A 21,214-nucleotide genomic window follows, 5' to 3' on the forward strand; every position below is an offset into this window, starting at 1 on the left:
GGTGTCAGCGGGCGAGGACACGGGCGCGGCAGGCGGCCGGCGTGCCCCAGGCCTCGCGCAGGGGGCGGGCCTTGCGGATCCACAGGGACAGGTCCAGCTCGTCCGTGTAGCCGACGGCGCCGTGCAGCTGCAGCGCCGCACGGGCGGCGGCGTGGGCGGCGCCGCCCGCCGCGAGCTTCGCCGCGGCGATCTCGCGCCCGGCCGAGGTGCCGTCCGGCCCGGCCAGGGCGAGCGCCGCCGAGTGGAGCAGCGGCTGGGCGAACTCCAGGGCGATGAGCGTGTCCGCCAGGCGGTGCTTCACCGCCTGGAACGAGCCGATGGCGACGCCGAACTGGGTGCGCTGCTTGACGTACGCCACGGTCCGGTCGAGCAGCGCGCGGCCGAGCCCCAGGGCCTGGGCGGCGGTGACCAGCGTGGCCACGTCGGCGGCGTGTGCGGCGGCGGAAGCCACCTCGGGCCCCCGGGCCAGGACCGTGCCGCCGAGGGGCCGGGCCAGCCGGCGCGCGGGGTCGGCGGACGGCTGGACGGGCCCGGACTCCTCCGTCAGGAGCAGGGTGTCGTCCGCCACGACCAGCACGGCGTCGGTCGCGTCCGGGTCCAGGGCGTACGGGCTCCCGAGGGCCGGCACGCACAGCGAGATCAGGGCCTTGCCGGCGGCGATCCGCGGCAGCCACGCCGCCGCGGCCCCTTCGTCGCCGAGCCGGTCGAGCAGCGCGGCGCCGGCGACCGTCTCCACCAGCGGCCCGGGGACGGCGTGGCGGCCCAGCTCGGTGAAGGCCACGGCCAGTTCGACCGGCAGGGGCCCCAGACCCTCGTACGGCTCCGGCACGGCGAGGGCGAAGACCCCCGCCTCCGCGAGCCGTGACCAGAGGGCGCGGCCCGGCGCGGTGTCGCCCGCGGCCCAGGCCCGGACGGTCCCGGGGGTGTCGGACGCGGTGAGCATCGCGTCCAGGGAGCGGGCGAACTCCCGCTGCTCGACGTCGAGGAGGAACCGCATCACCGGCGTCCCTTCGGCAGGCCGAGCAGCCGCTCGGCGATGATGTCGCGCTGGATCTCGTTGGTGCCCGCGTAGATCGGTCCCGCGAGGGAGAAGGTGTGGCCCTCGGCCCAACTGCCTTGGGCGGGAGCGTCCGTGGCCTCGTCCGACAGCTCGCCGTACGGGCCGAGGAGGTCGAGCGCGGTCTCGTGGAGCGCGATGTCGAGCTCCGACCAGAAGACCTTGTTGAGGCTGGACTCGGCGCCGATCTGCTCCCCGGCGGCGATGCGGGAGGCGTTGGCGTAGGTGAACAGCTGGTAGGCGCGGGCCGCGACGACCGCGTCGGCGACCCGGTCGCGCAGGGCGGTGTCGGTCGGGTCGGCGCCGTCCCGCCACAGCCCGGTAAGGCGTGAGGCGGCGGCCGTGAACCGTCCGGGGCTGCGCAGCGTGAGCCCGCGCTCGTTGCCCGCCGTGCTCATGGCGACCCGCCAGCCCTGCCCGGGGGCGCCGATCACGTCCTCGTCGGGTACGAAGACCTCGTCGAGGAAGAGCTCGGCGAAGGCGGGCTTGCCGTCGAGCCGCCCGATGGGCCGTACGGTCACGCCGTCCGCGTCCAGGGGGAACATCAGGTAGGTCAGGCCCTGGTGCGGCCGGCCGGCCTGCGGGTCGCTGCGGAAGAGGCCGAAGGCCCGGTCCGCGAAGGCGGCTCGTGACGACCACGTCTTCTGGCCGCTGAGGAGCCAGCCGCCGTCCGTGCGGACGGCGGTCGAGCGCAGGCTCGCGAGGTCCGAGCCGGACTCCGGTTCGGACCAGGCCTGGGCCCAGACGACCTCGCCGGAGGCCATGGAGGGGAGGACGCGGGCGCGCTGCTCGTCGGTGCCGTGCTCGAAGAGGGTGGGGGCGAGGAGGTTGATGCCGTTCTGGCTGACCCGGCCGGGCGCGCCCGCTGCGTAGTACTCCTCCTCGAAGACCAGCCACCGGAGGACCGAGGCTCCTCTGCCGCCGTACTCCTCGGGCCAGGAGACCACCGACCAGCGGTCCGCGAAGAGGGTCCGCTCCCACTCCCGGTGGGCCGCGAAGCCCTCCTCCGTCTCCAGGGAGGGCAGCGGGACGGCGGGGACGTGGGCGGTGAGCCAGGCGCGGGCCTCGGCCCGGAAGGCGTCCTCCGCCGCGGTGAAGTCGAGGTCCATCAGGCTCCGGCCTCTCGGGGGAAGGGGGGTTGTCCCGCGGAATGTCGCCGCATGGCCCGGATGTCCATGCCGCCCAGGGCGTCGGGGGCGGTCTCGGCGTTGTGGGCGTGTGCCAGGTGGTGCAGCCCGAAGACCGAGTCCATGCCGGTGTGCAGGCCCTGGAGGTCCTCGGCCTGGTTGACGGCGCGCTTGGTGAGGGCGAGGCCCATGCGCGGCATCTCGGCGATCCGGGCGGCCAGTTCCATGGTCCGGTCGGTCAGTTCCTCGCGCGGGACGACGCGGTTGACCATGCCGACCTCGTAGGCGCGGCGGGCGCTCATGCGGTCGCCGGTGTACAGGAACTCCTTCGCGATCCGCGGGGGCATCACCCACGGGTGGGCGAAGTACTCGACGCCGGGGATGCCCATGCGGACCACCGGGTCGGCGAAGAAGGCGTCCTCGGAGGCGACGATCAGGTCGCACACCCAGGCCAGCATCAGGCCGCCGGCGACGCAGGCGCCCTGCACGGACGCGACCATGGGCTTGGGCAGTTCGCGCCAGCGCCGGCACATGCCCAGGTAGACCTCGGACTCCCGGGCGAAGCGGCTCTCGGCGCCCTCCTTGTCCGAGTGGTCCCACCAGAGCCCCGCCCTGCGCTCGAACGGCAGGTGCGCGTCGCGCTCGGGGGTGCCGATGTCGTGGCCCGCGGAGAAGTGCTTCCCCGCCCCGGCGAGCACGACGACCTTGACCTCGCTGTCGTCGGCGGCGCGGTAGAAGGCCCGGTCGAGGGCGTACGTCATCGCGGAGTTCTGGGCGTTGCGGTAGTCGGGCCGGTCCATCGTGACGACGGCGACGGGGCCGAGGCGTTCGTACCGGACGGGCTCCGTGGATACGGATGTGGTGCGGGCAGCGGACATCCGCCCTCCTTCCCTAACAAGTGTTTGGTAGGTTAACGTACGGCCATGAGCAACGTCGAGGAGTTCCGCGCAGAGTTCCGCAGCTGGCTGCGCTCCCACCTCACCGGCGAGTTCGCCGCCCTGCGCGGCCGCGGAGGACCCGGCCGGGAGCACGAGGCCCATGCCGAACGCCTCGCCTGGGAACGCCACATGGCCGCCGAGGGATGGACCTGCGTCGGCTGGCCGAAGGAGTACGGCGGACGGGGAGCGACCCTGGAGCAGCAGGTCGCCTTCCACGAGGAGTACGCCCTCGCCGACGCCCCCGCCCGCGTCGGCCACATCGGCGAGCAGCTCCTCGGCCCCACGCTCATCGCCTTCGGCACGCCCGAGCAGCGCGAGCGCTTCCTCCCGCCGATCGTCGCCGTCGAGGAACTGTGGTGCCAGGGCTACAGCGAGCCGGACGCCGGTTCGGACCTGGCCAACGTCCGGACCCGCGCCGAGCTCGACGGCGGGGAATGGGTGGTCACCGGCCAGAAGATCTGGACCTCACAGGCGCACGAGTCCGACTGGTGCTTCGTCGTCGCCCGCACGGAGCCAGGATCGATACGTCATCAGGGCCTGTCCTACCTGCTCGTCCCGCTGCGCCGGCCCGGCGTCGACATCCGGCCGATCGTCCAGCTCACCGGCACCTCGGAGTTCAACGAGGTGTTCTTCGACGGGGCCAGGACGGACGCGGCGCACGTCGTCGGCGCCCCCGGCGAGGGCTGGAAGGTCGCCATGGCCACCCTCGGCTTCGAACGGGGCGTCTCCACCCTGGGCCAGCAGGTCGGCTTCCGCCGCGAACTGGAGGCCGTCATCGCCCTGGCCCGGCGCACCGGCGCCGCCGCGGACCCGCTGATCCGCGACCGGATCGCCCGGGCCTGGATCGGCCTGGAGACCATCCGCTTCAACGCCCTGCGCATGCTCGGCGGCGTCGCGGCCGGAGCCCCCGGCCCCGAGGCCTCCATCGGCAAGATCTTCTGGGCCACCTGGCACCGCGAACTGGGCGAACTCGCCATGGACGTCTGCGGAGCCGACGGCATGCTCGCGGCCGGCGAACCCTACGACCTCACCGACTGGCAGCGGCTCTACCTCTTCTCCCGCTCCGACACCATCTACGCCGGCTCCAACGAGATCCAGCGGAACATCATCGCCGAGCGCGTCCTCGGCCTGCCCAGGGAGGTCCGCCCGTGACCCGCACACCACCCCCCTACATCCCGGGGCACGGACTGCTCGCCGGCCGGAGCGCCGTGGTCACCGCCGCGGCCGGCGCCGGCATCGGCGGCGCCACCGCCCGGCGGCTCCTGGAGGAGGGCGCCCGGGTCGTCCTCTCCGACGCCCACGCCCGCAGACTGAAGGAGTCCGAGGCCGAACTCGCCGCCGAGTTCGGCGCCGACCGCGTCGGCGCCCTGCCCTGCGACGTCACCGACGAGGCCCAGGTCGCCGCCCTCCTCGACCTCGCCGAGGAGCGCCACGGACGCCTCGACATCCTCGTCAACAACGCCGGCCTCGGCGGCACCGCCGACCTCGTCGACATGACCGACGAACAGTGGGACAAGGTCCTCGACGTCACCCTCAACGGCACCTTCCGCTGCACCCGCGCCGCACTCCGCCGGCTCAAGGCGGCGGGCACCGGCGGCGTCGTCGTCAACAACGCCTCGGTGGTCGGCTGGCGCGCCCAGAAGGGCCAGGCCCACTACGCCGCCGCCAAGGCCGGCGTCATGGCGCTCACCCGCTGCGCCGCCCTGGAGGCCGCCGAGTACGGCGTACGGGTCAACGCCGTCTCCCCGAGCCTGGCCATGCACCCCCACCTCGTGAAGGTGACCACGCCCGAACTCCTGGAGGAGCTGACCGCCCGCGAGGCGTTCGGCCGGTACGCCGAGCCGTGGGAGGTCGCCAACGTCATCGTGTTCCTCGCCAGCGGCTACTCCTCCTACCTGACCGGCGAGGTCGTCTCGGTCAGCAGTCAGCATCCGTGAGACGGGCATGACCGGCTGCCGGAGAGCGGGGAGCGGACCGTGGTGAGCGCGGCGCCCGAGCGGCGCCACGAACTCCTCGCCACCGCCGCCGAGGTGTTCGCCGCCCAGGGGTACGACGCCACCACCGTCCGCAAGATCGCCGACGCGGCGGGCATCCTCGCGGGCAGCCTCTACTACCACTTCGACTCCAAGGAGTCGATGCTCGACGAGATCCTGTCCGGCTTCCTGAACGAGCTGTGGAGCCGGTACGACGCGGTGCTCGCCGCCGGGCACGGCCCCAGGGAGACCATCGAGGCCCTCGTCACCGAGTCCTTCCGTGAGATCGACCGGCACCGCGCCGCCGTCGCCATCTACCAGAAGGAGTCCCGGCAGCTGCGCGAGCAGCCGCGCTTCGGCTATCTCGACGACTCGCAGCAGAGATTCGAGAGGGCCTGGCTCCGCACCCTCGAACGGGGCGTGGCCGCCGGGGTGTTCCGTGCCGACCTCGACGTCCGGCTGACCTACCGCTTCGTACGCGACACGGTCTGGGTCGCCGCGTCCTGGTACCGGCCCGGCGGACAGCACAGCCCCGAGGAGATCGCCCGCCAGTACCTGTCCATGGTGCTGGAGGGCGTCGCCCTCCGCACATGACATGAACCCATGAGACAAGGAAAGAGGAGCGGCCATGGCCGAGGCATACATCATCGAAGCGGTGCGCACCCCCGTCGGCAGGCGCAACGGCGGGCTCGCCGCCGTCCACCCCGCCGACCTGGGCGCCCATGTGCTGAAGGCACTGATGGAGCGCGCCGGCACCGATCCCGCAGCCGTCGAGGACGTCGTCTTCGGCTGCCTCGACACCGTCGGCCCGCAGGCCGGTGACATCGCGCGCACCGCCTGGCTGGCCGCCGGCCTGCCCGAGGAGGTGCCCGGCGTGACCGTCGACCGGCAGTGCGGATCCTCCCAGCAGGCCCTGCACTTCGCCGCCCAGGGCGTCCTGTCCGGCACCCAGGACCTGGTCGTCGCGGGCGGTGTGCAGAACATGTCGATGGTCCCCATCGCCTTCGCCAGCCGTCAGGCCGCCGCGCCGCTCGGACTCACCGAGGGCCCGTACGCCGGCTCCGAGGGCTGGCGCGCCCGCTACGGCGACCAGCCCGTCAACCAGTTCCACGGGGCCGAGCTCATCGCCACCAAGTGGGACATCTCCCGCCGGGACATGGAGGAGTTCGCCCTCCGTTCGCACCAGCGGGCCGCCCGCGCCATCGACGAGGGCCGCTTCGACCGCGAGATCGTGGCCTACGGCGACGTGACCACCGACGAGGGCCCGCGCCGCGACACCACCCTGGAGAAGATGGCGGGCCTCAGCCCGGTGGTCGAGGGCGGCCGGCTGACCGCCGCGGTCTCCTCACAGGTCTCGGACGGCGCCTCGGCGCTGCTCATCGCCTCGGAGCGGGCCGTGCGCGAGCACGGCCTGACGCCGCGCGCCCGCATCCACCACCTGTCCGTACGGGGCGAGGACCCGATCCGCATGCTGTCCGCCCCGATCCCGGCGACGGCGTACGCGCTGAAGAAGGCCGGGATGACGCTCGACGACATCGACCTCGTGGAGATCAACGAGGCCTTCGCCCCCGTCGTCCTCGCCTGGCTGAAGGAGACCGGCGCCGACCCGGAGAAGGTCAACGTCAACGGCGGAGCCATCGCCCTCGGCCACCCGCTCGGGGCGACCGGCACCAAGCTGACCACCACCCTGCTGCACGAGCTGGAGCGCACCGGCGGCCGCTACGGCCTGCAGACGATGTGCGAGGGTGGCGGCCAGGCCAACGTCACCATCGTCGAACGCCTCTGAGAGGGAGCGGCAATCGGCGAAGGCCCGCCGGGGATCTCACACCCCCGGTGGGCCTCCTCGTGCGTGCGGGTCCCGCAGCTCAGACCGCGCGGGGCAGCGCCCGCAGCGTCGCCCGCGCCTCGGCCATCACGCGGTCGACCAGCTCGGCACAGGACGGCAGATCGTCGATGAGCCCCGCGACCTGCCCGGAGGCCATCACGCCGAGGTCGGTCCGGCCCTCCACCATGGACGCCTTCAGCAGCATCGGGGTGTTGGCCGCCAGCAGGATCTGGCTCCACGTCATGTCCTTGCCGTGCTTCATCGCCAGGCCGTCCCGGACCATCCGGGCCCAGCTCATGTCCGTCTCGCGGCGGAAGGCCGCCGCGTGCCGGACCGCACGCAGCAGCGAGGCGGCCCGCCCCGAGCGCTCCAGCGCGTCGACGAGCTCGGTGCGCAGCATGCGGTGCGGCAGGCCGTCGACGGCGGTGGTGACGGTGACGTCCTGGACCGTGGCCGCCAGATAGCGGGCCTTCACCGCGTCCGGCACGGTCGAGTCCGAGGTGAGCAGGAAGCGGGTGCCCATGGCCACCCCGGCCGCGCCGTGTGCGAGGGCGGCGACCAGGCCGCGCCCGTCACGGAAGCCGCCGGCCGCGACGACGGGGATGTCCACGGCGTCCACGATCTGCGGGAGCAGGACGGTGGTGGCGACGCTCCCGGTGTGGCCGCCGCCCTCGCCGCCCTGCACGAGCACCGCGTCGGCGCCCCACGCGGCGACCTTCTCGGCGTGCCGCTTCGCCCCGATGGACGGGATCACGACGACACCGGCGTCCTTGAGCCGCGCGATGAGCTCACGCGAGGGCGCGAGGGCGAACGAGGCGACCCGTACCCCCTCGTCGACGATGATCTTCACGCGCTCGGCCGCGTCCCCGGCGTCCGCGCGCAGGTTCACGCCGAAGGGCGCGTCCGTACGGGACTTGACCTCGCGCACCGCCGAGCGGAGCTGCTCGACGGTCATCGTCGCCGACGCGAGGATGCCGAGCGCGCCCGCCGCGGCGGTGGCCGAGACGAGGCGCGGACCCGCCACCCACCCCATGCCGGTCTGCACGAGGGGGTGGCGCACCCCGACCAGTTCGGTCAGGGCGGTGGGGATCGTGACGTCGCTCATGCGGGGACCTCGCGGTTCCGCAGCCCCTTCGGGTCGATCTCCTCGCGGATCAGCCGCAGTTCCTCGGCCGTGGGCTCCCGTGTGAACGGCACGTCCTCGGGGACGACGAGCGCGAAGCCGGTGGCCGCCACGACCTGTTCGACGGTGACGCCGGGGTGCAGCGAGCGCAGCCGCATGCGCCGGTCCGGGGTGTCGAAGTCGAAGACCCCCAGGTCGCTGACGACCTCGGGGACGCGGTGGTAGCGGGTCGCGGAGGGGCCGGCCTCGGCGGCGCGGTCGTAGCCGACCCCGGAGACCATGTCGACCCGCTCGACGAAGACCCGGGCGGAGTGCTTGGGGACCCAGTAACTCACCGGGTTGTTGAGGGTGTTGACGGGTGCGCCGCGGACGCCGAGGAGCTGCCGCTTCGGCCGCTCCCAGTCGCCGATGCAGCTGATGTTCTGGTTGCCGTACCGGTCGATCTGACTCGCGCCCATCATCACGTGCCGTCGGCCGGTGGCGACGAGGGCCAGGTGCTGGCGGTACGGCAGCCAGCCCTCCACCACCCGGGGCGGGGCGCCGACCGCGGGCACGTCGCCGATGAGCAGCGCCTCGCCGTCGGTCAGGAGCAGGTCGGGGGAGAAGGTGAGCCGGGCGAGGCGGGCGCCGATCATCGGGACGGTGCCCATCGGGCTGGCCAGGATCTCGCCCGCGTCCCGCCAGGCCTCGGCGCACGCCACCACGCAGTACTCGGCCCGCGTGACCGCCGTCGCCTCCGTCGTACCGCCGCCGCTCATGCTTCCTCCTCGTGGAAGGCCGCCACCGCGGCCTGGTACGCGTCCTCGTCGCCGGACAGGAACCGCTCGCCGAAGGCCCGCCAGGCCTCCGGATCGCGCGCGGCGGTGACGTAGGCGCGTTGGAACGACTCGTCGCGGCCGTAGTCGGGGGAGCAGGACGTGAAGTGCGCGCCGTTGGGGGTCTCGACGACCCCGTCGACGAACGCGCGCTTGACGAGCAGCGACTGCGGACCGGAGTCCTTGAGCAGCTCGCTCGTCTCCACGATCCGCTCGCACGAGAGGTACGCGGCGTCCGCGGCCTCGCAGAAGAGGTCGTCGAAGTACGGGTCGGGCCCCAGGTACTGGCCGTTGCCGTGGATGTCGGCGCGGTTCAGGTGCACCAGCGCGGCGTCCAGGCGCAGGGCCGGGACCGCCACGAACTGCTCGCGGTCCTCGTACGGGGAAGTGACCGTCCGCAGCTCGGGGTTGACGCTCATCACGTCCGAGCCGAGGCCCGCCCGGACCGGCATGAACGGCAGCCGCTGCGCGGCGGCCGTCAGCCCCCACATCACCATGGCCTCGTCCAGCTCCACCAGCTCGACGGCGCCGCTCTGCCGGGCCGCACCGAAGTGCGGCTCCAGGGGCACGGAGTCGAGGGTGACGAAGGCCGCGACGAGCTTGCGGACCTTCCCGGCCGCGGCGAGCAGACCCACGTCCGGTCCGCCGTACGAGACGACGGTCAGATCCGTGAGGTCCGACCGCAGCAGCGCCCGGACCAGCGCCATCGGCTTGCGCCGGGAGCCCCAGCCGCCGATGCCGATCGTCATCCCGCTCTCCAGACGGCCGACGACCTCCTCGGCGGTCATCGTCTTGTCCCTGCTCACGACTGCTCCTCCTCGTCCGTCCTGCTCTGCCTGCCCGTCTCGTTCCCCGAGCCCGCCGTCGTCGTGCCGAAGGTGTCGCGCACCCGGTCGGCGACACCGCTGAGGTTGGCCTCGAAGGTGAAGCCCTGCTCGAAGCGGTAGCTGCGGTGGACGTCCACCGGGTCGATGCCGTTGATCGCCGCCTTGGCGAGCCGGATCAGCTGCCCGTCCTTCGCCGCGATCTCCCGGGCCAGTTCGAGGGCCGCCTCGCGCAGGCCCTCGCGCGGGACGACCCGCCACACCGACCCGTGCCCGTGCAGCTCCTGCGCCGTGACCGTGCGCGAGGTGTAGTACAGGGCCCGCATCAGGTGCTGGGGGACCAGCCGCGAGAGGTGGGTGGCCGCGCCCAGCGCGCCCCGGTCCAGCTCGGGCAGGCCGAAGGTGGCGTCGTCGGAGGCGACGACGACGTCGGCGTTGCCGACGAGGCCGATCCCGCCGCCCAGGCAGAAGCCGTGCACGGCGGCGACCACCGGCACCTCGCAGTCGTAGACCGCGGCGAACGCCTCGTAACAGCCGCGGTTGGCGCCGAGCAGGGCGTCGTGCCCGGTCGTGCGCTGGATTTCCTTGATGTCGACGCCCGCGTTGAACCCGCGGCCCCCGGCGGCCAGCACCACGCAGCGCACCTTGGGATCGGCCCCGGCCGCGCGGACCGCGCCGGCCAGGTCGTACCAGCCCTTCACGGGAAGGGCGTTGACCGGGGGGAAGTCCACGGTGACGACGGCGATGCCCTCTTCCGGGGCGGAGGTGGAGACACCCATGAGCAGATCAGCTACCTTTCCACCTAACGTTTGTTAGGTGGAAGATAGCAGCGGTTCGCGCGCTGCGGGAGGTGCCCATTGGCAGCGATCATCGATCTGACGGGATCCGTCGCCGTCGTCACCGGCGGCACACGGGGTGTCGGAGCGGGAATCACCCGCGCCCTGCTGGCAGCCGGCGCGGAGGTCGTGACCTGCGCGCGACGGCCCCCCGACGCGCCCGTCGAGGCGGCGGGACGCACCGCCCGCTTCCTCCCCGTCGACCTCCGCGACCCCGAAGCGGTCGCCGGGTTCTTCGACCGGGTGCGCGCCGACCACGGACGGCTCGACACCCTCGTCAACAACGCCGGGGGGACGCCCTTCCGGATGCTCGACGAGGGCGGCGCCGCACGACAGGCCCGGGTCGTCGAACTGAACCTCGTCGCCCCGCTGACCGCCTCCCTCGCCGCGTACGAGGTGATGCGCCGGCAGACCGGGGGAGGGACGATCATCATGATCGGCAGCGTCAGCGGCACCCGCCCGTCACCGGGCAGCGCGGCCTACGGAGCCGCCAAGGCGGGCCTGGACAACCTCGCCCGCTCCATGGCGGTCGAATGGGCCCCCAGGGTCCGGGTCAACACGGTCGTCCTCGGCATGGTGCGCACCGAACTGTCCCACCTGCACTACGGGGACGAGGACGGCGTCGCCGCCGTCGGCCGCACCGTACCCCTCGGCAGGCTCGCCGAGCCCGCCGACATCGGCGACGCCTGCGTCTTCCTCGCCTCCGACAGCGCCGCGTACATCAGCGGCGCCAGCCTGCACGTCCACGGCGGCGGGGAGCGTCCCGGCTTCCTCGACGCCGCCACCGTCAACCACTGACGGCCCCGCCCCCGCGCGGAGCACGACCACCGAACGCCGAGTGAGAGGACACACCATGACAGGACTGTGCGACGGACGGGTCGTCATCGTCACCGGAGCGGGCCGCGGCCTCGGCCGCGCGCACGCGCTCGCCTTCGCCGCCGAGGGGGCCAGGGTCGTCGTCAACGACCTCGGGGTCGACGCCGACGGTACGGGCGGGGGCGCCGGACCCGCCCAGCGGGTCGTCGACGAGATCACGGCGGCGGGCGGCGAGGCCGTCGCCCACGGCGGCGACATCGCCACCGCCGACGGCGCGGCCTCACTGGTCACCACCGCCCTGGACGCCTTCGGCCGCCTCGACACCCTCGTCAACAACGCCGGGTTCCTGCGCGACCGCATGCTCGTCAACCTCGACGAGGACGAGTGGGACGCCGTCATGCGCGTCCACCTCAAGGGCCACTTCCTGCCGCTCAAGCACGCCGCCGCGCACTGGCGCGCCGAGGTCAAGGCCGGCCGGACGCCCGAGGCGCGGATCGTCAACACCAGCTCGGGGGCCGGTCTCCTCGGCAGCGTCGGCCAGGGCAACTACGCCGCCGCCAAGGCCGGTATCATCGGCCTCACCCTCGTCGCCGCCGCCGAGACCGGGCGCTACGGCGTCCAGGTCAACGCCATCGCCCCCGCCGCCCGCACCCGGATGACCGAGCGGACCTTCGCCGAGACGATGGCCGCCCCCGAGGGCGACGCCTTCGACGCGATGGCCCCGGAGAACGTCTCCCCGCTCGTCGTCTGGCTGGGCTCCGCCGCGTCGGCCGGGGTGACGGGACGGGTCTTCGAGGCCGAGGCGGGGCGGATCACCGTCATGGAGGGCTGGCGGCCGGGCCCGACCGCCGACAAGGGCGCCCGCTGGACGCCGGCGGAGGCGGGCGACACCGCCCTGAAGCTCCTCGCGGAGTCGGAACCCCCGCAGCCCGTGTACGGGGCGCGCTGACCGTCCGACCCGCCACCCCTTCGGGGCGGGCCCCCGGCCGAACGCCGGGAGCCCGCCCCGACGCACGTCCCCCGACGTACGCACGGGCCCGACCCGCCCCGAAGGGCGTCACCCCGAGGCGCACCCTCCCGGCCCTGAGGTGCGTGCGCCCGCCCCGACGTACGCACGCGCCCGCCCACGCACGCGCACGCCTGCCCCACACCCGCCCCGAGGCGCACCCGCCCCACACCCGCCCTGGCGTACGCACGCGCGCGGCGGCCCCGCCCTGAGGCGCACCCGCCCCACACCCGCCCGGCGTACGCACGCGCGCGCCCATTCCGCCGCGCACCCGCCCCCTCCGGGACCCTTTCCCGCTCACCGGGAAACGGCGCTCCCCGCGGTCGACGCCACCGGCCTAGCCTCGCCGGACAGCCCCAACCGCCCGCAGGAGGGACCCGCCATGCTCACGGACCGCCAGAGACACGAGGCGGCCGAGCTGCTGCGCTCCGCCGAACACGGCGTCACGCCGATCGCCCCGCTGACCTCGGCCTTCCCCGGCATCGACACCGAGGACGCGTACGAGATCCAGCTCCTCAACATCCGGCACCGCCTCGCGGCGGGGGCGGGGGTCCGCGGCCACAAGGTCGGCCTGTCGTCCCCCGTCATGCAGCGGATGATGGGCGTCGACGAACCCGACTACGGCCATCTGCTCCACGACATGGAGCTGCGGTCCGACACCCCCGTCCCCGTCTCCCGCTACTGCGCGCCGCGCGTCGAGGTCGAGATCGGCTTCGTCCTCGGCGACGACCTCCCGGGCGAGACCTGCACCGCCGCCGACGTGCTCGCCGCCACCGAACGCGTCGTTCCCGCTCTGGAGTTGATCGACAGCAGGATCCGTGACTGGCGGATCACGATCGCCGACACCATCGCGGACAACGCCTCCTCCGCCGGATACGTCATCGGCGAGGGCCGCGACCCCCGCGAGCTCGACCTGAAGGCGATCGAGGCGCGGCTCAGCACCGGCGGCGAACTCCTCGCCGAGGGGCGCGGCGACGCCGTGCTCGGCGACCCGGCGCTGTCCGTCGCCTGGCTCGCCCGCACGGTGGCCCGCTTCGGGGTCTCCCTGAAGAAGGGGCACGTGGTGCTGCCCGGCTCGTGCACCAGGGCCGTCGACGTGACGCCCGGCGCGACCTTCACCGCCGAGTTCACCGGGCTCGGCCCGGTCTCCCTGTCCTTCATCTGAGGTGATCATGACCACCACGACCCCCGCGGCCTCGACCCGGGCGACCGCCACGCGCAAGGCGACCGCCGCGATCGTCGGATCCGGCAACATCGGCACCGACCTGCTCCACAAGCTCCTCCGCTCCGAGCACGTCGAACCCCGCTGGATGATCGGCGTCGACCCCGACAGCGAGGGCCTCGCCCGCGCCCGCCGCCTCGGCCTGGAGGCCAGCCACGCCGGCGTCGACTGGCTCCTGGCCCAGGACGAGAAGCCCGACATCGTCTTCGAGGCCACCAGCGCCTATGTCCACCGGACCAACGCCCCCCGCTACGCCGAGCTCGGCATCAGGGCCGTCGACCTGACCCCGGCGGCCCTCGGCCCCGCCGTCGTCCCGCCCGCCAACCTGCGCGAGCACCTCGACAAGCCCAACGTGAACATGATCACCTGCGGCGGCCAGGCCACCATCCCCATGGTGTACGCCGTCTCCCGCGTCGTCCCCGTCGCGTACGCGGAGATCGTCGCCTCCGTGGCCTCCGTCTCGGCCGGGCCCGGAACCCGCGCGAACATCGACGAGTTCACCCGTACCACCGCACGCGGCATCGAGACGATCGGCGGCGCCGAACGCGGCAAGGCCATCATCATCCTCAACCCCGCCGATCCGCCCGTCATCATGCGGGACACCGTCTTCTGCGCGATCCCCGAGGACGCCGACCGGGCCGCCGTCGCCGCCTCGGTCAAGGAGATCGCCGAACAGGTCGCCTCCTACGTCCCCGGCTACCGGCTGCGCGCCGAGCCGCAGTTCGACGACCCGAGCCCCGAGAACGGCGGAGCGGCGCGCGTCGCGATCTTCCTGGAGGTCGAGGGCGCGGGCGACTACCTGCCGCCGTACGCCGGAAACCTCGACATCATGACCGCCGCCGCCACCCGGGTCGGCGAGGAGTTCGCCAAGGCGCTCCTCGCGTCCTAGGGCGTGTTGCGAAAGTCCCGCCTGCCCGACGGCGCCTGGCACGCACGCTCGCCGCGTTGTCGGGATCACCCCGATACATCCAGTATCGGGGCGACCCTCCGCCTTGCGATCGCACGCACCAGACGCCGTCGGGCCCGCCCTTCGGGCGGCCGGCGCTACTTTCGCAACACGCCCTAGGGGGCGTCTTGCCGATCATGCCGGGCTCGCGGCTGCTGGCACGCACGCTCGCCGCGTTGTCGTCACTCGTCAACGTCCCCCGCAGCCCTTCGGGCACGGGGGCGCCCCCACCACGTCGACTCCCTCCTCCGCCCTGCGATCCACGGCACCAGACGCCGCTCCCTGATCCGGCCCGATCGACAAGACGCCCCCTCGCATAAGGAGCCCGCCCCCATGCCCTACTCGGACAGCCTCGACATCAGGATCACCGACTCCTCCCTCCGCGACGGCTCGCACGCCAAGCGGCACCAGTTCACGGGCGAGGACGTCCGGTCCGTCGTCGCGGCCCTCGACGAGGCCGGAGTCCCGGTGATCGAGGTGACGCACGGCGACGGACTCGGCGGGTCCTCCTTCAACTACGGCTTCTCCAGGACCCCCGAACAGGAGCTCATCACCATCGCGGTGAACACCGCGCGCCGGGCCAGGATCGCCTTCCTCATGCTCCCCGGACTGGGCGTCAAGGACGACATCCGGGCCGCCCACGACAACGGCGCGGGCATCTGCCGCATCGCCACCCACTGCACCGAGGCCGACATCGCGGTCCAGCACTTCGGACTCGCCCGCGAACGCGGCCTGGAGACCGTCGGCTTCCTGATGATGGCCCACTCGACGACGCCCGAGAACCTCGCGCGGCAGGCCCGGATCATGGCCGACGCGGGCTGCCAGTGCGTGTACGTCGTCGACTCGGCCGGCGCCATGGTCATGGACGACGTCACCGACCGGGTCCAGGCCCTCGTCGCCGAGCTCGGCGACGACGCCCAGGTCGGCTTCCACGGACACGAGAACCTGGCGCTCGGCACCGGGAACTCCATCGCCGCGATCCGGGCCGGCGCGCTGCAGATCGACGGCTCCACCCGCCGGCTCGGCGCGGGCGCCGGCAACACCGCGGTCGAGGCGCTCGTCGCCGTCTGCGCCAAGATGGGCATCCGCACCGGCATCGACGTCCTGAAGATCATCGACGTGGCGGAGGACGTCGTCCGCCCGGTCATGGACGAGGAGTGCCGGCTCGACCGGCTCGCCCTGCTCATGGGCCACGCCGGCGTCTACTCCAGCTTCCTCAAGCACGCCTACCGGCAGGCGGAGCGCTACGGCGTCTCCGGAGCCGAGATCCTCCTGCGCGCGGGCGAACGCCGCCTCGTGGGCGGCCAGGAGGACCAGCTCATCGACATCGCCGTCGAACTCGCCGCACAGAACTGAACCGATCCGAACCGACAGAAGGAACGAGGGACGAGATGACTGCGCTCAACGACGAGGTCCGTGTCATCGAGGCGGGCAACGTGCCCGCCCGCTTCGCCCGGGGCTGGCACTGCCTCGGCCTCGCCGACGGCTTCAAGGACGGAAAGCCGCACGAGATCGAGGCCTTCGGCACCAAGCTCGTGGTGTTCCAGGGCGAGGACGACGGGCAGCTGCACGTGCTGAACGCCTACTGCCCGCACATGGGCGGCAACCTCGCCCACGGCACGGTCAAGGGCGACGCCGTCGCCTGTCCGTTCCACGACTGGCGCTGGTCCGGCGACGGCCGCTGCGCCGGCATCCCGTACGCCCGCCGCGTCCCGCCCCGCGCCCGCACCCGCGCCTGGACCACCCTGGAGCGCAACCGGCAGCTCTTCGTCTGGCACGACCCCGAGGGAAACCCGCCGCCGGCCGAGGTCACCGTTCCCGAGATCGACGGCGTCCACGGCCCGGACGCGGCCGAGTGGAGCGACTGGACCTGGAAGACCGCGCGGGTGGACGGCTCGAACTGCCGCGAGATCGTGGACAACGTCGTGGACATGGCGCACTTCTTCTACGTCCACTACGCGTTCCCCACGTACTTCAAGAACGTCTTCGACGGGCACGTCGCCACCCAGTACATGGAAAGCACCCCGCGCGGTGACATGGACCTGGGCGACCTCAGCTCTCCGCTGCGCTCCGACGCCTCGTACTACGGCCCGTCCTACATGATCGACTACGTGTGGACAGAGGTGGCCCCCGGCGTCGAGATGGAGATGGTGCTGATCAACAGTCACTACCCGATCAGCGCCGACAGCTTCATGCTCCAGTACGGGGCGATCGTCAAGAAGCTGCCCGGCATGACCGACGAGGCTGCCGCCGAGGCCGCCCGGAGCCTGACAGGAGGACTGGAGACCGGCTTCGAGCAGGACATCGAGATCTGGCGGAGCAAGACCCGGATCGACAACCCCCTGCTCACCGAGGAGGACGGACCCGTCTACCAACTGCGCCGCTGGTACCAGCAGTTCTACGTCGACGTCGCCGACGTCAAGGACGAGATGACCCGCCGCTTCGAGTTCGAGATCGACACCCGGCGCGCCAACAAGGCCTGGCACGCGGAGGTCGAGGAGAACCTCGCCCGCCGCGCGGCGGCGCCGGGGACCGGAGCCTGACATGCGACCGGTGGAGTGTGCGACCTGCGGCAACCAGGTCCTGTGCGAGAAGTTCAGCAGGGCCCACACCTCCGTGCAGTGGACCGCCGACGCGGCCGTCGTCTGCGCGGAGTTCCGCGACCGCGTCGGCGAGGGGACGGGCACCGCCCGGATCCGGACCTGCCGGGCCCTGCGGGCGAGCATCGAGCGCGCGGTGGACGAGGGCACCCTGGAGGTCGCCGATGTCTGAACGGCCGACCGGCACGCGCACCCACCGGCTGCGCGTCGTCCAGGTGATCACCGAGACGGCCGACGCGCACTCCCTGGTGCTCCGGCCCTCACCGGAGAGCGCGGACCGCTTCACGTACCGCCCCGGGCAGTTCCTCACCCTCAAACTGCCCGGCGCGGACGGGAAGCCGGCCGCCCGCTGCTACTCCCTCGCCAGCTCGCCCCACACCGGCGAACCTCTGAAGATCACGGTCAAGCGGGTGGCCGGCGGGCACGGCTCCAACTGGGTGTGCGACCGCCTGGCCGCGGGCGACGAGGTGGAGGCGCTGCCCCCGGCGGGCACCTTCACGCCCGGCTCCCTCGACCGCGACCTGCTCCTCGCCGCCGGCGGGAGCGGCATCACCCCGGTCCTGTCGATCGCCAAGTCCGCCCTCGCCGGGGGAGGGGGCCGGGTCGTGCTCCTGTACGCCAACCGCGACGAGTCCTCGGTCATCTTCCGCGACGAACTGCGCGAGCTCGCGGCGAAGCACCCGGACCGGCTCCTCGTCGTCCACTGGCTGGAGTCGCTCCAGGGCCTGCCCCGCGCCGACCGGCTCGCCGCCGCGCTCGCTCCGTACGCCGACCGCGAGGCCTTCGTCTGCGGCCCGGAACCCCTCATGGACGCCGTCGAACAGGCACTCCGCGCGGTCGGCGCGCCGGGCCACCGCATCCACCGGGAGCGGTTCTTCTCCCTGAGCGGGGACGTCTTCGACGTCCCGGCCCAGGCGCCCGCCACCGAGAACGCCACCGAGGAGGGCACCCAGAATGCCCTTGAGGCCGGCGGTACACCGGCCGACGGCGTCGGCACGGCGGAGGTGGAGCTCGACGGGGAGACCCACACCCTCGCCTGGCCACGGGCCACCCCGCTGCTCGACGCGCTCCTGACGGCCGGGGTGGACGCCCCGTACTCGTGCCGGGAGGGCGCGTGCAGCGCCTGCACCTGCCGGGTCGTGGCGGGCGACGTGAAGATGCTCCGCAACGAGGTCCTCGACGACGAGGACCTGGCCGAGGGATACGTCCTGGCCTGCCAGGCCCTGCCCCTCACCGACCGGGTCGCGATCACCTACTCCTGACGACCTCTCCCGACTCTCCCGACCTCCCAGTCTCCTGATCTCCCGATCTCCCGATCTCCCGAGAAGGAACCCCGCATGCCCCGTACCTGCCTGGTCACCGGAGCGGCCTCCGGCATCGGCAAGGCCACCGCGGCCCTCCTCCGGGCCCAGGGTCGTACCGTCATCGGCGCCGACCTCGCGGACGCCGACATCACGGCGGACCTGGCCACACCCGAGGGCCGGGCCGAACTCGTCGGCCGCGCCCGCGAACTCACCGGAGGCCGCCTCGACGTCGTCGTCTCCTGCGCGGGCGTGGCCCACTTCGACCCGCTCACGGTCCGGCTCAACCACTTCGGCGCCGTCGCCACGCTGGACGGGCTGCGCCCCCTCCTCGCGGCCGGCACCGACCCACGGGCCGTGGTCGTCGGATCCGTCGACTCCGTGCACCCGACCGACCCCGCGATCGTCGAGGCCGCGCTCGCCGGGGACGAGCCCGCGGCGGTGGCCGCCTCCCAGGAGGCCGTCGACCGGGGCGAGGGACACCTCGTCTACTCCTCCTCCAAGGCGGCGATCTCCCGCTGGGTACGCCGCTCCGCGATCACCGACGACTGGGCCGGGGCGGGCGTCCCGCTCAACGCCGTGGCCCCCGGCGTGGTCGTCACACCGCTCACCCGGCCCCTTCTGGACGACCCGGAGATGCGCGGACTCGTCGAGCGGAGCGTGCCGATGCCCCTGCACGGCCACGCCCGCCCCGAGGAGCTCGCCCCGCTGATCGCCTGGCTCGTCTCGCCCGAGAACACCCTCGTCACCGGACAGGTCGTCTTCGCCGACGGAGGCGCGGACGCCGTCCTGCGCGGCGACCGCACCTGGTGACCCGGAACCACCCGGGCGCGCCCGCCGTCGGGCCCGCCCGGTGACGACCGGAACCGAGAGACCGGAGGCCCCGCCCGTGCACCCCCGAACCATCGAGCGCTCCGCCGTGTTCGCCGCCGCCCCCGACGACGTGTGGTCGGTCATCGGCGACTTCGGCGGGCTCGCCGCCTGGCACCCGCACGTACCGCCCGCCACCCTGGAGCACGACGCCGACCCGGAGACCCCGGGGACCGTACGGGTCTTCGCCCTCGACGGCAGGGTCGTCGCCCGCGAGCGCCTCCTTGCGCACGACCCCGGCACCCGCTCGTACCGCTACGCCCTCCTCGACCCGGTGGTGCTGCCCGTCACCGGATACGAGGCGACGCTCGCCGTGCACCCGCACCCCGACGGCGCCGAGGTCCGGTGGACGGCCGCATACCGGGCACCGGACGAGCTGGTGCCGAGGGTGGAGGCGGTCTTCGGGGACGGCACGTACGCCTCCGGACTCGACGCCCTCCGCGCCCGCTTCCCCGGCGAACCGGGCCGCACGGCCCGCTGAAACGACGCCGTTCCCGGTGGACACCCCGCGGTGCCCACCGAGAACGGCGTCGTCGTGTCCAGGCGTCGCCAGGAGCTACATCCACTCGCTGAAGCGCAGCCACGCCATCATGTTGTCCATCGAAGGCTGGGAGAACCCGGGAGCAGCCACCGCCCCCGCCGGCGGCGCCTGCTTCTCGGAGAGCCGGCCCGGGCCGAACATGGCCTGCCAGACGGACCGCGCGCAGCCGCGCACGGCGGGCGCGATCCGCTCCAGCTCGCGGTGGACGCCGTTGCCGGACACCGAGATCGCGGCGACGGCCCGGCCCGCGCCGCGCAGCGGTGCGGCCACGCAGAAGACGCCCCGGAACCCCTCCTCGTGGTCGAAGGCCACCCCGCGCTCCCGCGCCATCGCCAGCTCGCCCCGGAAGGACTCGGGCCGGGTGATCGTGCGCGGCGTCCGCGGCCGCAGGCCGTGCCGGATCACCTGCTCCGTCACCGAGGGGTCGCTGAAGGCCAGGATCGCCTTGCCCGAGGCCGTGCAGTACGCCGGCTGGCGCCCGCCCGTCCGCGAGGGCACGCCGGAGTCGTCCGAGCCGCCGATCCGCTCCAGGTAGACCACCTCGGTGCCGTCGAGCACGGTGAGGTGGACCAGGTGGCCCGTGGCCTCGTGCAGGGCGTGCAGATGGGGCAGCGCGGCCCGGCGCAGCCGGTTGTGGTGCGAGGCCATCGCCCCGAGCTCCAGCATCCCCATGCCGAGCCGGTAGTCCCGTCCCTCGCGCTCCAGCCAGCGCAGCTGCACCAGCTGGTCGAGGATGCGGTGCGCGGAGGACCGGCTGATGCCGGAGCGCTGCACGACCTCGGTCAGGGTGAGTCGGGGCCCCGTGCTCTGGAAGGCGCTCAGCACCTTCGCAGCCTTCTCCAGCAGGGACAGGGGCGGACATCCGGCCTCGACAGCTGACGTCGTCATCGGCACCTCCCACACGGACGGCGGACAGGCCTGACCGCGTCCGTAATCTCCGGTATTGCGTGGAGATTGCCAGAGGGTTCCGGCGACTGTGAAGAGGGTGTTTCGTTTCGGAACAGTAACGCGTAGTTTCCCTGGCGTCAGCACACCGCAGCCGAACGCGGCACACCACAGCACGACGGGCCCGGCGGGCGGGCCCGGGACCCGAGGGGGAGACACATGCGCGACGACCACGTGCTCGCGGCCGTCCGCGCCCTCGCCCCCGCCCTGCGCGAGCGCGCGGCCGACACCGAAGCGCGGCGCCGCGTGCCCGGATCCACCGTCGAGGAGCTGGAGCGGGCCGGCTTCTTCCGGCTCCTCCGGCCCAGGGCGTACGGCGGACTCGCCGCCCGCCCCGACGTCTTCTACGCCGCGCTAGATGAATGAGTCCGATGTCTTCAGTGGTCATAGGCGATCAGTGAGCGTTTGACTGCGGCGCCGGTGGTCCAGTTGTGCCAGATGCCGGCGGC

General features: G+C 73.2%; 23 protein-coding genes. 15 read left to right on the forward strand and 8 right to left on the reverse strand.

What is annotated here, in order from left to right; genetic code table 11:
- Nucleotides 1-4 precede the first annotated feature (4 nt).
- From ACF08F_RS36925 to ACF08F_RS36935, 3 genes are read right to left on the reverse strand one after another with little or no spacing between them, the layout of a single operon-like run.
- The gene (locus tag ACF08F_RS36925; RefSeq protein WP_392302955.1) at nucleotides 5-997 is read right to left on the reverse strand and encodes an acyl-CoA dehydrogenase family protein; all 993 of its coding nucleotides are present in this window, start codon (nucleotides 995-997) and stop codon (nucleotides 5-7) included.
- A complete protein-coding gene (locus ACF08F_RS36930) occupies nucleotides 997-2,166 on the reverse strand; it encodes an acyl-CoA dehydrogenase family protein (protein WP_392302934.1) in 1,170 nt (389 codons plus the stop codon). The genes ACF08F_RS36925 and ACF08F_RS36930 overlap by 1 nt, the downstream gene beginning before the upstream one ends.
- A complete protein-coding gene (locus ACF08F_RS36935; protein ID WP_392302935.1) occupies nucleotides 2,166-3,062 on the reverse strand; it encodes an enoyl-CoA hydratase in 897 nt (298 codons plus the stop codon). The genes ACF08F_RS36930 and ACF08F_RS36935 overlap by 1 nt, the downstream gene beginning before the upstream one ends.
- 45 nt (nucleotides 3,063-3,107) lie before the next feature.
- Between ACF08F_RS36935 and ACF08F_RS36940 the strand changes: the two genes are divergently transcribed.
- From ACF08F_RS36940 to ACF08F_RS36955, 4 genes are read left to right on the forward strand one after another with little or no spacing between them, the layout of a single operon-like run.
- Nucleotides 3,108-4,274: an acyl-CoA dehydrogenase family protein gene (locus ACF08F_RS36940; protein WP_392302936.1), complete on the forward strand. Its 1,167-nt coding sequence runs from the start codon at nucleotides 3,108-3,110 to the stop codon at nucleotides 4,272-4,274.
- Nucleotides 4,271-5,059 carry an SDR family oxidoreductase gene (locus tag ACF08F_RS36945; RefSeq protein WP_392302937.1) on the forward strand — a complete coding sequence of 263 codons (789 nt, stop codon included), beginning with the start codon at nucleotides 4,271-4,273 and terminating at the stop codon, nucleotides 5,057-5,059. The genes ACF08F_RS36940 and ACF08F_RS36945 overlap by 4 nt, the downstream gene beginning before the upstream one ends.
- Before the next feature lie 42 nt (nucleotides 5,060-5,101).
- Nucleotides 5,102-5,689: a TetR/AcrR family transcriptional regulator gene (locus ACF08F_RS36950; protein ID WP_392302938.1), complete on the forward strand. Its 588-nt coding sequence runs from the start codon at nucleotides 5,102-5,104 to the stop codon at nucleotides 5,687-5,689.
- A gap of 34 nt (nucleotides 5,690-5,723) precedes the next feature.
- Nucleotides 5,724-6,881, forward strand: a complete 1,158-nt coding sequence (locus ACF08F_RS36955) for an acetyl-CoA C-acetyltransferase (protein ID WP_392302939.1) — start codon at nucleotides 5,724-5,726, stop codon at nucleotides 6,879-6,881.
- A 79-nt stretch (nucleotides 6,882-6,960) separates the two neighbouring features.
- Here the strand turns inward: ACF08F_RS36955 and ACF08F_RS36960 are convergent, their stop codons facing one another.
- The 4 genes from ACF08F_RS36960 to ACF08F_RS36975 are packed head-to-tail and all read right to left on the reverse strand — an operon-like array spanning nucleotide 6,961 to nucleotide 10,461.
- Nucleotides 6,961-8,025 (reverse strand): NAD(P)H-dependent flavin oxidoreductase, encoded by a 1,065-nt coding sequence (locus tag ACF08F_RS36960; protein ID WP_392302940.1) that lies wholly within the window; start codon nucleotides 8,023-8,025, stop codon nucleotides 6,961-6,963.
- Nucleotides 8,022-8,801, reverse strand: coding sequence for a CoA-transferase subunit beta (locus ACF08F_RS36965; protein WP_392302941.1), 780 nt, complete (start codon nucleotides 8,799-8,801; stop codon nucleotides 8,022-8,024). The genes ACF08F_RS36960 and ACF08F_RS36965 overlap by 4 nt, the downstream gene beginning before the upstream one ends.
- Nucleotides 8,798-9,646, reverse strand: coding sequence for a CoA transferase subunit A (locus ACF08F_RS36970; protein WP_392302956.1), 849 nt, complete (start codon nucleotides 9,644-9,646; stop codon nucleotides 8,798-8,800). Before ACF08F_RS36970 ends, ACF08F_RS36965 begins: the two co-directional genes overlap by 4 nt.
- 14 nt (nucleotides 9,647-9,660) lie before the next feature.
- On the reverse strand, nucleotides 9,661-10,461 hold the full coding sequence (locus ACF08F_RS36975; protein ID WP_392302942.1) for an enoyl-CoA hydratase family protein: 801 nt from the start codon (nucleotides 10,459-10,461) through the stop codon (nucleotides 9,661-9,663).
- 78 nt (nucleotides 10,462-10,539) lie between these two features.
- Between ACF08F_RS36975 and ACF08F_RS36980 the strand changes: the two genes are divergently transcribed.
- The 10 genes from ACF08F_RS36980 (at nucleotide 10,540) to ACF08F_RS37025 (ending at nucleotide 19,760) form a co-directional block, all read left to right on the forward strand.
- The gene (locus tag ACF08F_RS36980; RefSeq protein WP_392302943.1) at nucleotides 10,540-11,316 is read left to right on the forward strand and encodes an SDR family oxidoreductase; all 777 of its coding nucleotides are present in this window, start codon (nucleotides 10,540-10,542) and stop codon (nucleotides 11,314-11,316) included.
- Between the two features lie 55 nt (nucleotides 11,317-11,371).
- Complete coding sequence (locus ACF08F_RS36985) at nucleotides 11,372-12,283, forward strand: SDR family oxidoreductase (RefSeq protein ID WP_392302944.1); 912 nt, start codon at nucleotides 11,372-11,374, stop codon at nucleotides 12,281-12,283.
- Between the two features lie 439 nt (nucleotides 12,284-12,722).
- A complete protein-coding gene (locus tag ACF08F_RS36990; RefSeq protein WP_392302945.1) occupies nucleotides 12,723-13,505 on the forward strand; it encodes a 2-keto-4-pentenoate hydratase in 783 nt (260 codons plus the stop codon).
- Between the two features lie 7 nt (nucleotides 13,506-13,512).
- Entirely contained in the window at nucleotides 13,513-14,451 is a 939-nt protein-coding gene (locus ACF08F_RS36995; RefSeq protein ID WP_392302946.1) for an acetaldehyde dehydrogenase (acetylating), read from the forward strand.
- Between the two features lie 390 nt (nucleotides 14,452-14,841).
- Entirely contained in the window at nucleotides 14,842-15,864 is a 1,023-nt protein-coding gene (gene dmpG / locus ACF08F_RS37000; RefSeq protein ID WP_392302947.1) for a 4-hydroxy-2-oxovalerate aldolase, read from the forward strand.
- A gap of 35 nt (nucleotides 15,865-15,899) precedes the next feature.
- Entirely contained in the window at nucleotides 15,900-17,051 is a 1,152-nt protein-coding gene (locus ACF08F_RS37005; RefSeq protein ID WP_392302948.1) for a Rieske 2Fe-2S domain-containing protein, read from the forward strand.
- A gap of 1 nt (nucleotide 17,052) precedes the next feature.
- On the forward strand, nucleotides 17,053-17,280 hold the full coding sequence (locus ACF08F_RS37010; protein ID WP_392302949.1) for a hypothetical protein: 228 nt from the start codon (nucleotides 17,053-17,055) through the stop codon (nucleotides 17,278-17,280).
- Nucleotides 17,273-18,370: a 2Fe-2S iron-sulfur cluster-binding protein gene (locus ACF08F_RS37015; protein ID WP_392302950.1), complete on the forward strand. Its 1,098-nt coding sequence runs from the start codon at nucleotides 17,273-17,275 to the stop codon at nucleotides 18,368-18,370. The genes ACF08F_RS37010 and ACF08F_RS37015 overlap by 8 nt, the downstream gene beginning before the upstream one ends.
- Before the next feature lie 75 nt (nucleotides 18,371-18,445).
- On the forward strand, nucleotides 18,446-19,222 hold the full coding sequence (locus ACF08F_RS37020; protein ID WP_392302951.1) for an SDR family oxidoreductase: 777 nt from the start codon (nucleotides 18,446-18,448) through the stop codon (nucleotides 19,220-19,222).
- Between the two features lie 76 nt (nucleotides 19,223-19,298).
- Nucleotides 19,299-19,760, forward strand: coding sequence for an SRPBCC family protein (locus ACF08F_RS37025; RefSeq protein WP_392302952.1), 462 nt, complete (start codon nucleotides 19,299-19,301; stop codon nucleotides 19,758-19,760).
- A 75-nt stretch (nucleotides 19,761-19,835) separates the two neighbouring features.
- Here ACF08F_RS37025 and ACF08F_RS37030 read toward each other — a convergent pair whose 3' ends face one another.
- On the reverse strand, nucleotides 19,836-20,708 hold the full coding sequence (locus tag ACF08F_RS37030) for an IclR family transcriptional regulator (protein ID WP_392302953.1): 873 nt from the start codon (nucleotides 20,706-20,708) through the stop codon (nucleotides 19,836-19,838).
- A 216-nt stretch (nucleotides 20,709-20,924) separates the two neighbouring features.
- On the opposite strand from ACF08F_RS37030, the gene ACF08F_RS37035 reads away from it, so the two are divergent.
- The gene (locus ACF08F_RS37035; protein WP_392302954.1) at nucleotides 20,925-21,131 is read left to right on the forward strand and encodes a hypothetical protein; all 207 of its coding nucleotides are present in this window, start codon (nucleotides 20,925-20,927) and stop codon (nucleotides 21,129-21,131) included.
- Nucleotides 21,132-21,214: the final 83 nt, after the last annotated feature.

It is taken from the genome of Streptomyces sp. NPDC015130 (assembly GCF_043080005.1).
Lineage (GTDB): Bacteria > Actinomycetota > Actinomycetes > Streptomycetales > Streptomycetaceae > Streptomyces.

Coding starts and splice junctions, on each gene's coding strand:
- ACF08F_RS37035 (WP_392302954.1), top strand. CDS start 20,925: ATGCGCGACGACCACGTGCTCGCGGCCGTCCGCGCCCTCGCCCCCGCC.
- ACF08F_RS36940 (WP_392302936.1), top strand. CDS start 3,108: ATGAGCAACGTCGAGGAGTTCCGCGCAGAGTTCCGCAGCTGGCTGCGC.
- ACF08F_RS37030 (WP_392302953.1), bottom strand. CDS start 20,708: ATGACGACGTCAGCTGTCGAGGCCGGATGTCCGCCCCTGTCCCTGCTG.
- ACF08F_RS36975 (WP_392302942.1), bottom strand. CDS start 10,461: ATGGGTGTCTCCACCTCCGCCCCGGAAGAGGGCATCGCCGTCGTCACC.
- ACF08F_RS36925 (WP_392302955.1), bottom strand. CDS start 997: ATGCGGTTCCTCCTCGACGTCGAGCAGCGGGAGTTCGCCCGCTCCCTG.
- ACF08F_RS36970 (WP_392302956.1), bottom strand. CDS start 9,646: ATGACCGCCGAGGAGGTCGTCGGCCGTCTGGAGAGCGGGATGACGATC.
- ACF08F_RS36930 (WP_392302934.1), bottom strand. CDS start 2,166: ATGGACCTCGACTTCACCGCGGCGGAGGACGCCTTCCGGGCCGAGGCC.
- ACF08F_RS36935 (WP_392302935.1), bottom strand. CDS start 3,062: ATGTCCGCTGCCCGCACCACATCCGTATCCACGGAGCCCGTCCGGTAC.
- ACF08F_RS36990 (WP_392302945.1), top strand. CDS start 12,723: ATGCTCACGGACCGCCAGAGACACGAGGCGGCCGAGCTGCTGCGCTCC.
- ACF08F_RS37005 (WP_392302948.1), top strand. CDS start 15,900: ATGACTGCGCTCAACGACGAGGTCCGTGTCATCGAGGCGGGCAACGTG.
- ACF08F_RS36965 (WP_392302941.1), bottom strand. CDS start 8,801: ATGAGCGGCGGCGGTACGACGGAGGCGACGGCGGTCACGCGGGCCGAG.
- ACF08F_RS36960 (WP_392302940.1), bottom strand. CDS start 8,025: ATGAGCGACGTCACGATCCCCACCGCCCTGACCGAACTGGTCGGGGTG.
- ACF08F_RS36985 (WP_392302944.1), top strand. CDS start 11,372: ATGACAGGACTGTGCGACGGACGGGTCGTCATCGTCACCGGAGCGGGC.
- ACF08F_RS37010 (WP_392302949.1), top strand. CDS start 17,053: ATGCGACCGGTGGAGTGTGCGACCTGCGGCAACCAGGTCCTGTGCGAG.
- ACF08F_RS36995 (WP_392302946.1), top strand. CDS start 13,513: ATGACCACCACGACCCCCGCGGCCTCGACCCGGGCGACCGCCACGCGC.
- ACF08F_RS37015 (WP_392302950.1), top strand. CDS start 17,273: ATGTCTGAACGGCCGACCGGCACGCGCACCCACCGGCTGCGCGTCGTC.
- ACF08F_RS37020 (WP_392302951.1), top strand. CDS start 18,446: ATGCCCCGTACCTGCCTGGTCACCGGAGCGGCCTCCGGCATCGGCAAG.
- dmpG (WP_392302947.1), top strand. CDS start 14,842: ATGCCCTACTCGGACAGCCTCGACATCAGGATCACCGACTCCTCCCTC.
- ACF08F_RS36955 (WP_392302939.1), top strand. CDS start 5,724: ATGGCCGAGGCATACATCATCGAAGCGGTGCGCACCCCCGTCGGCAGG.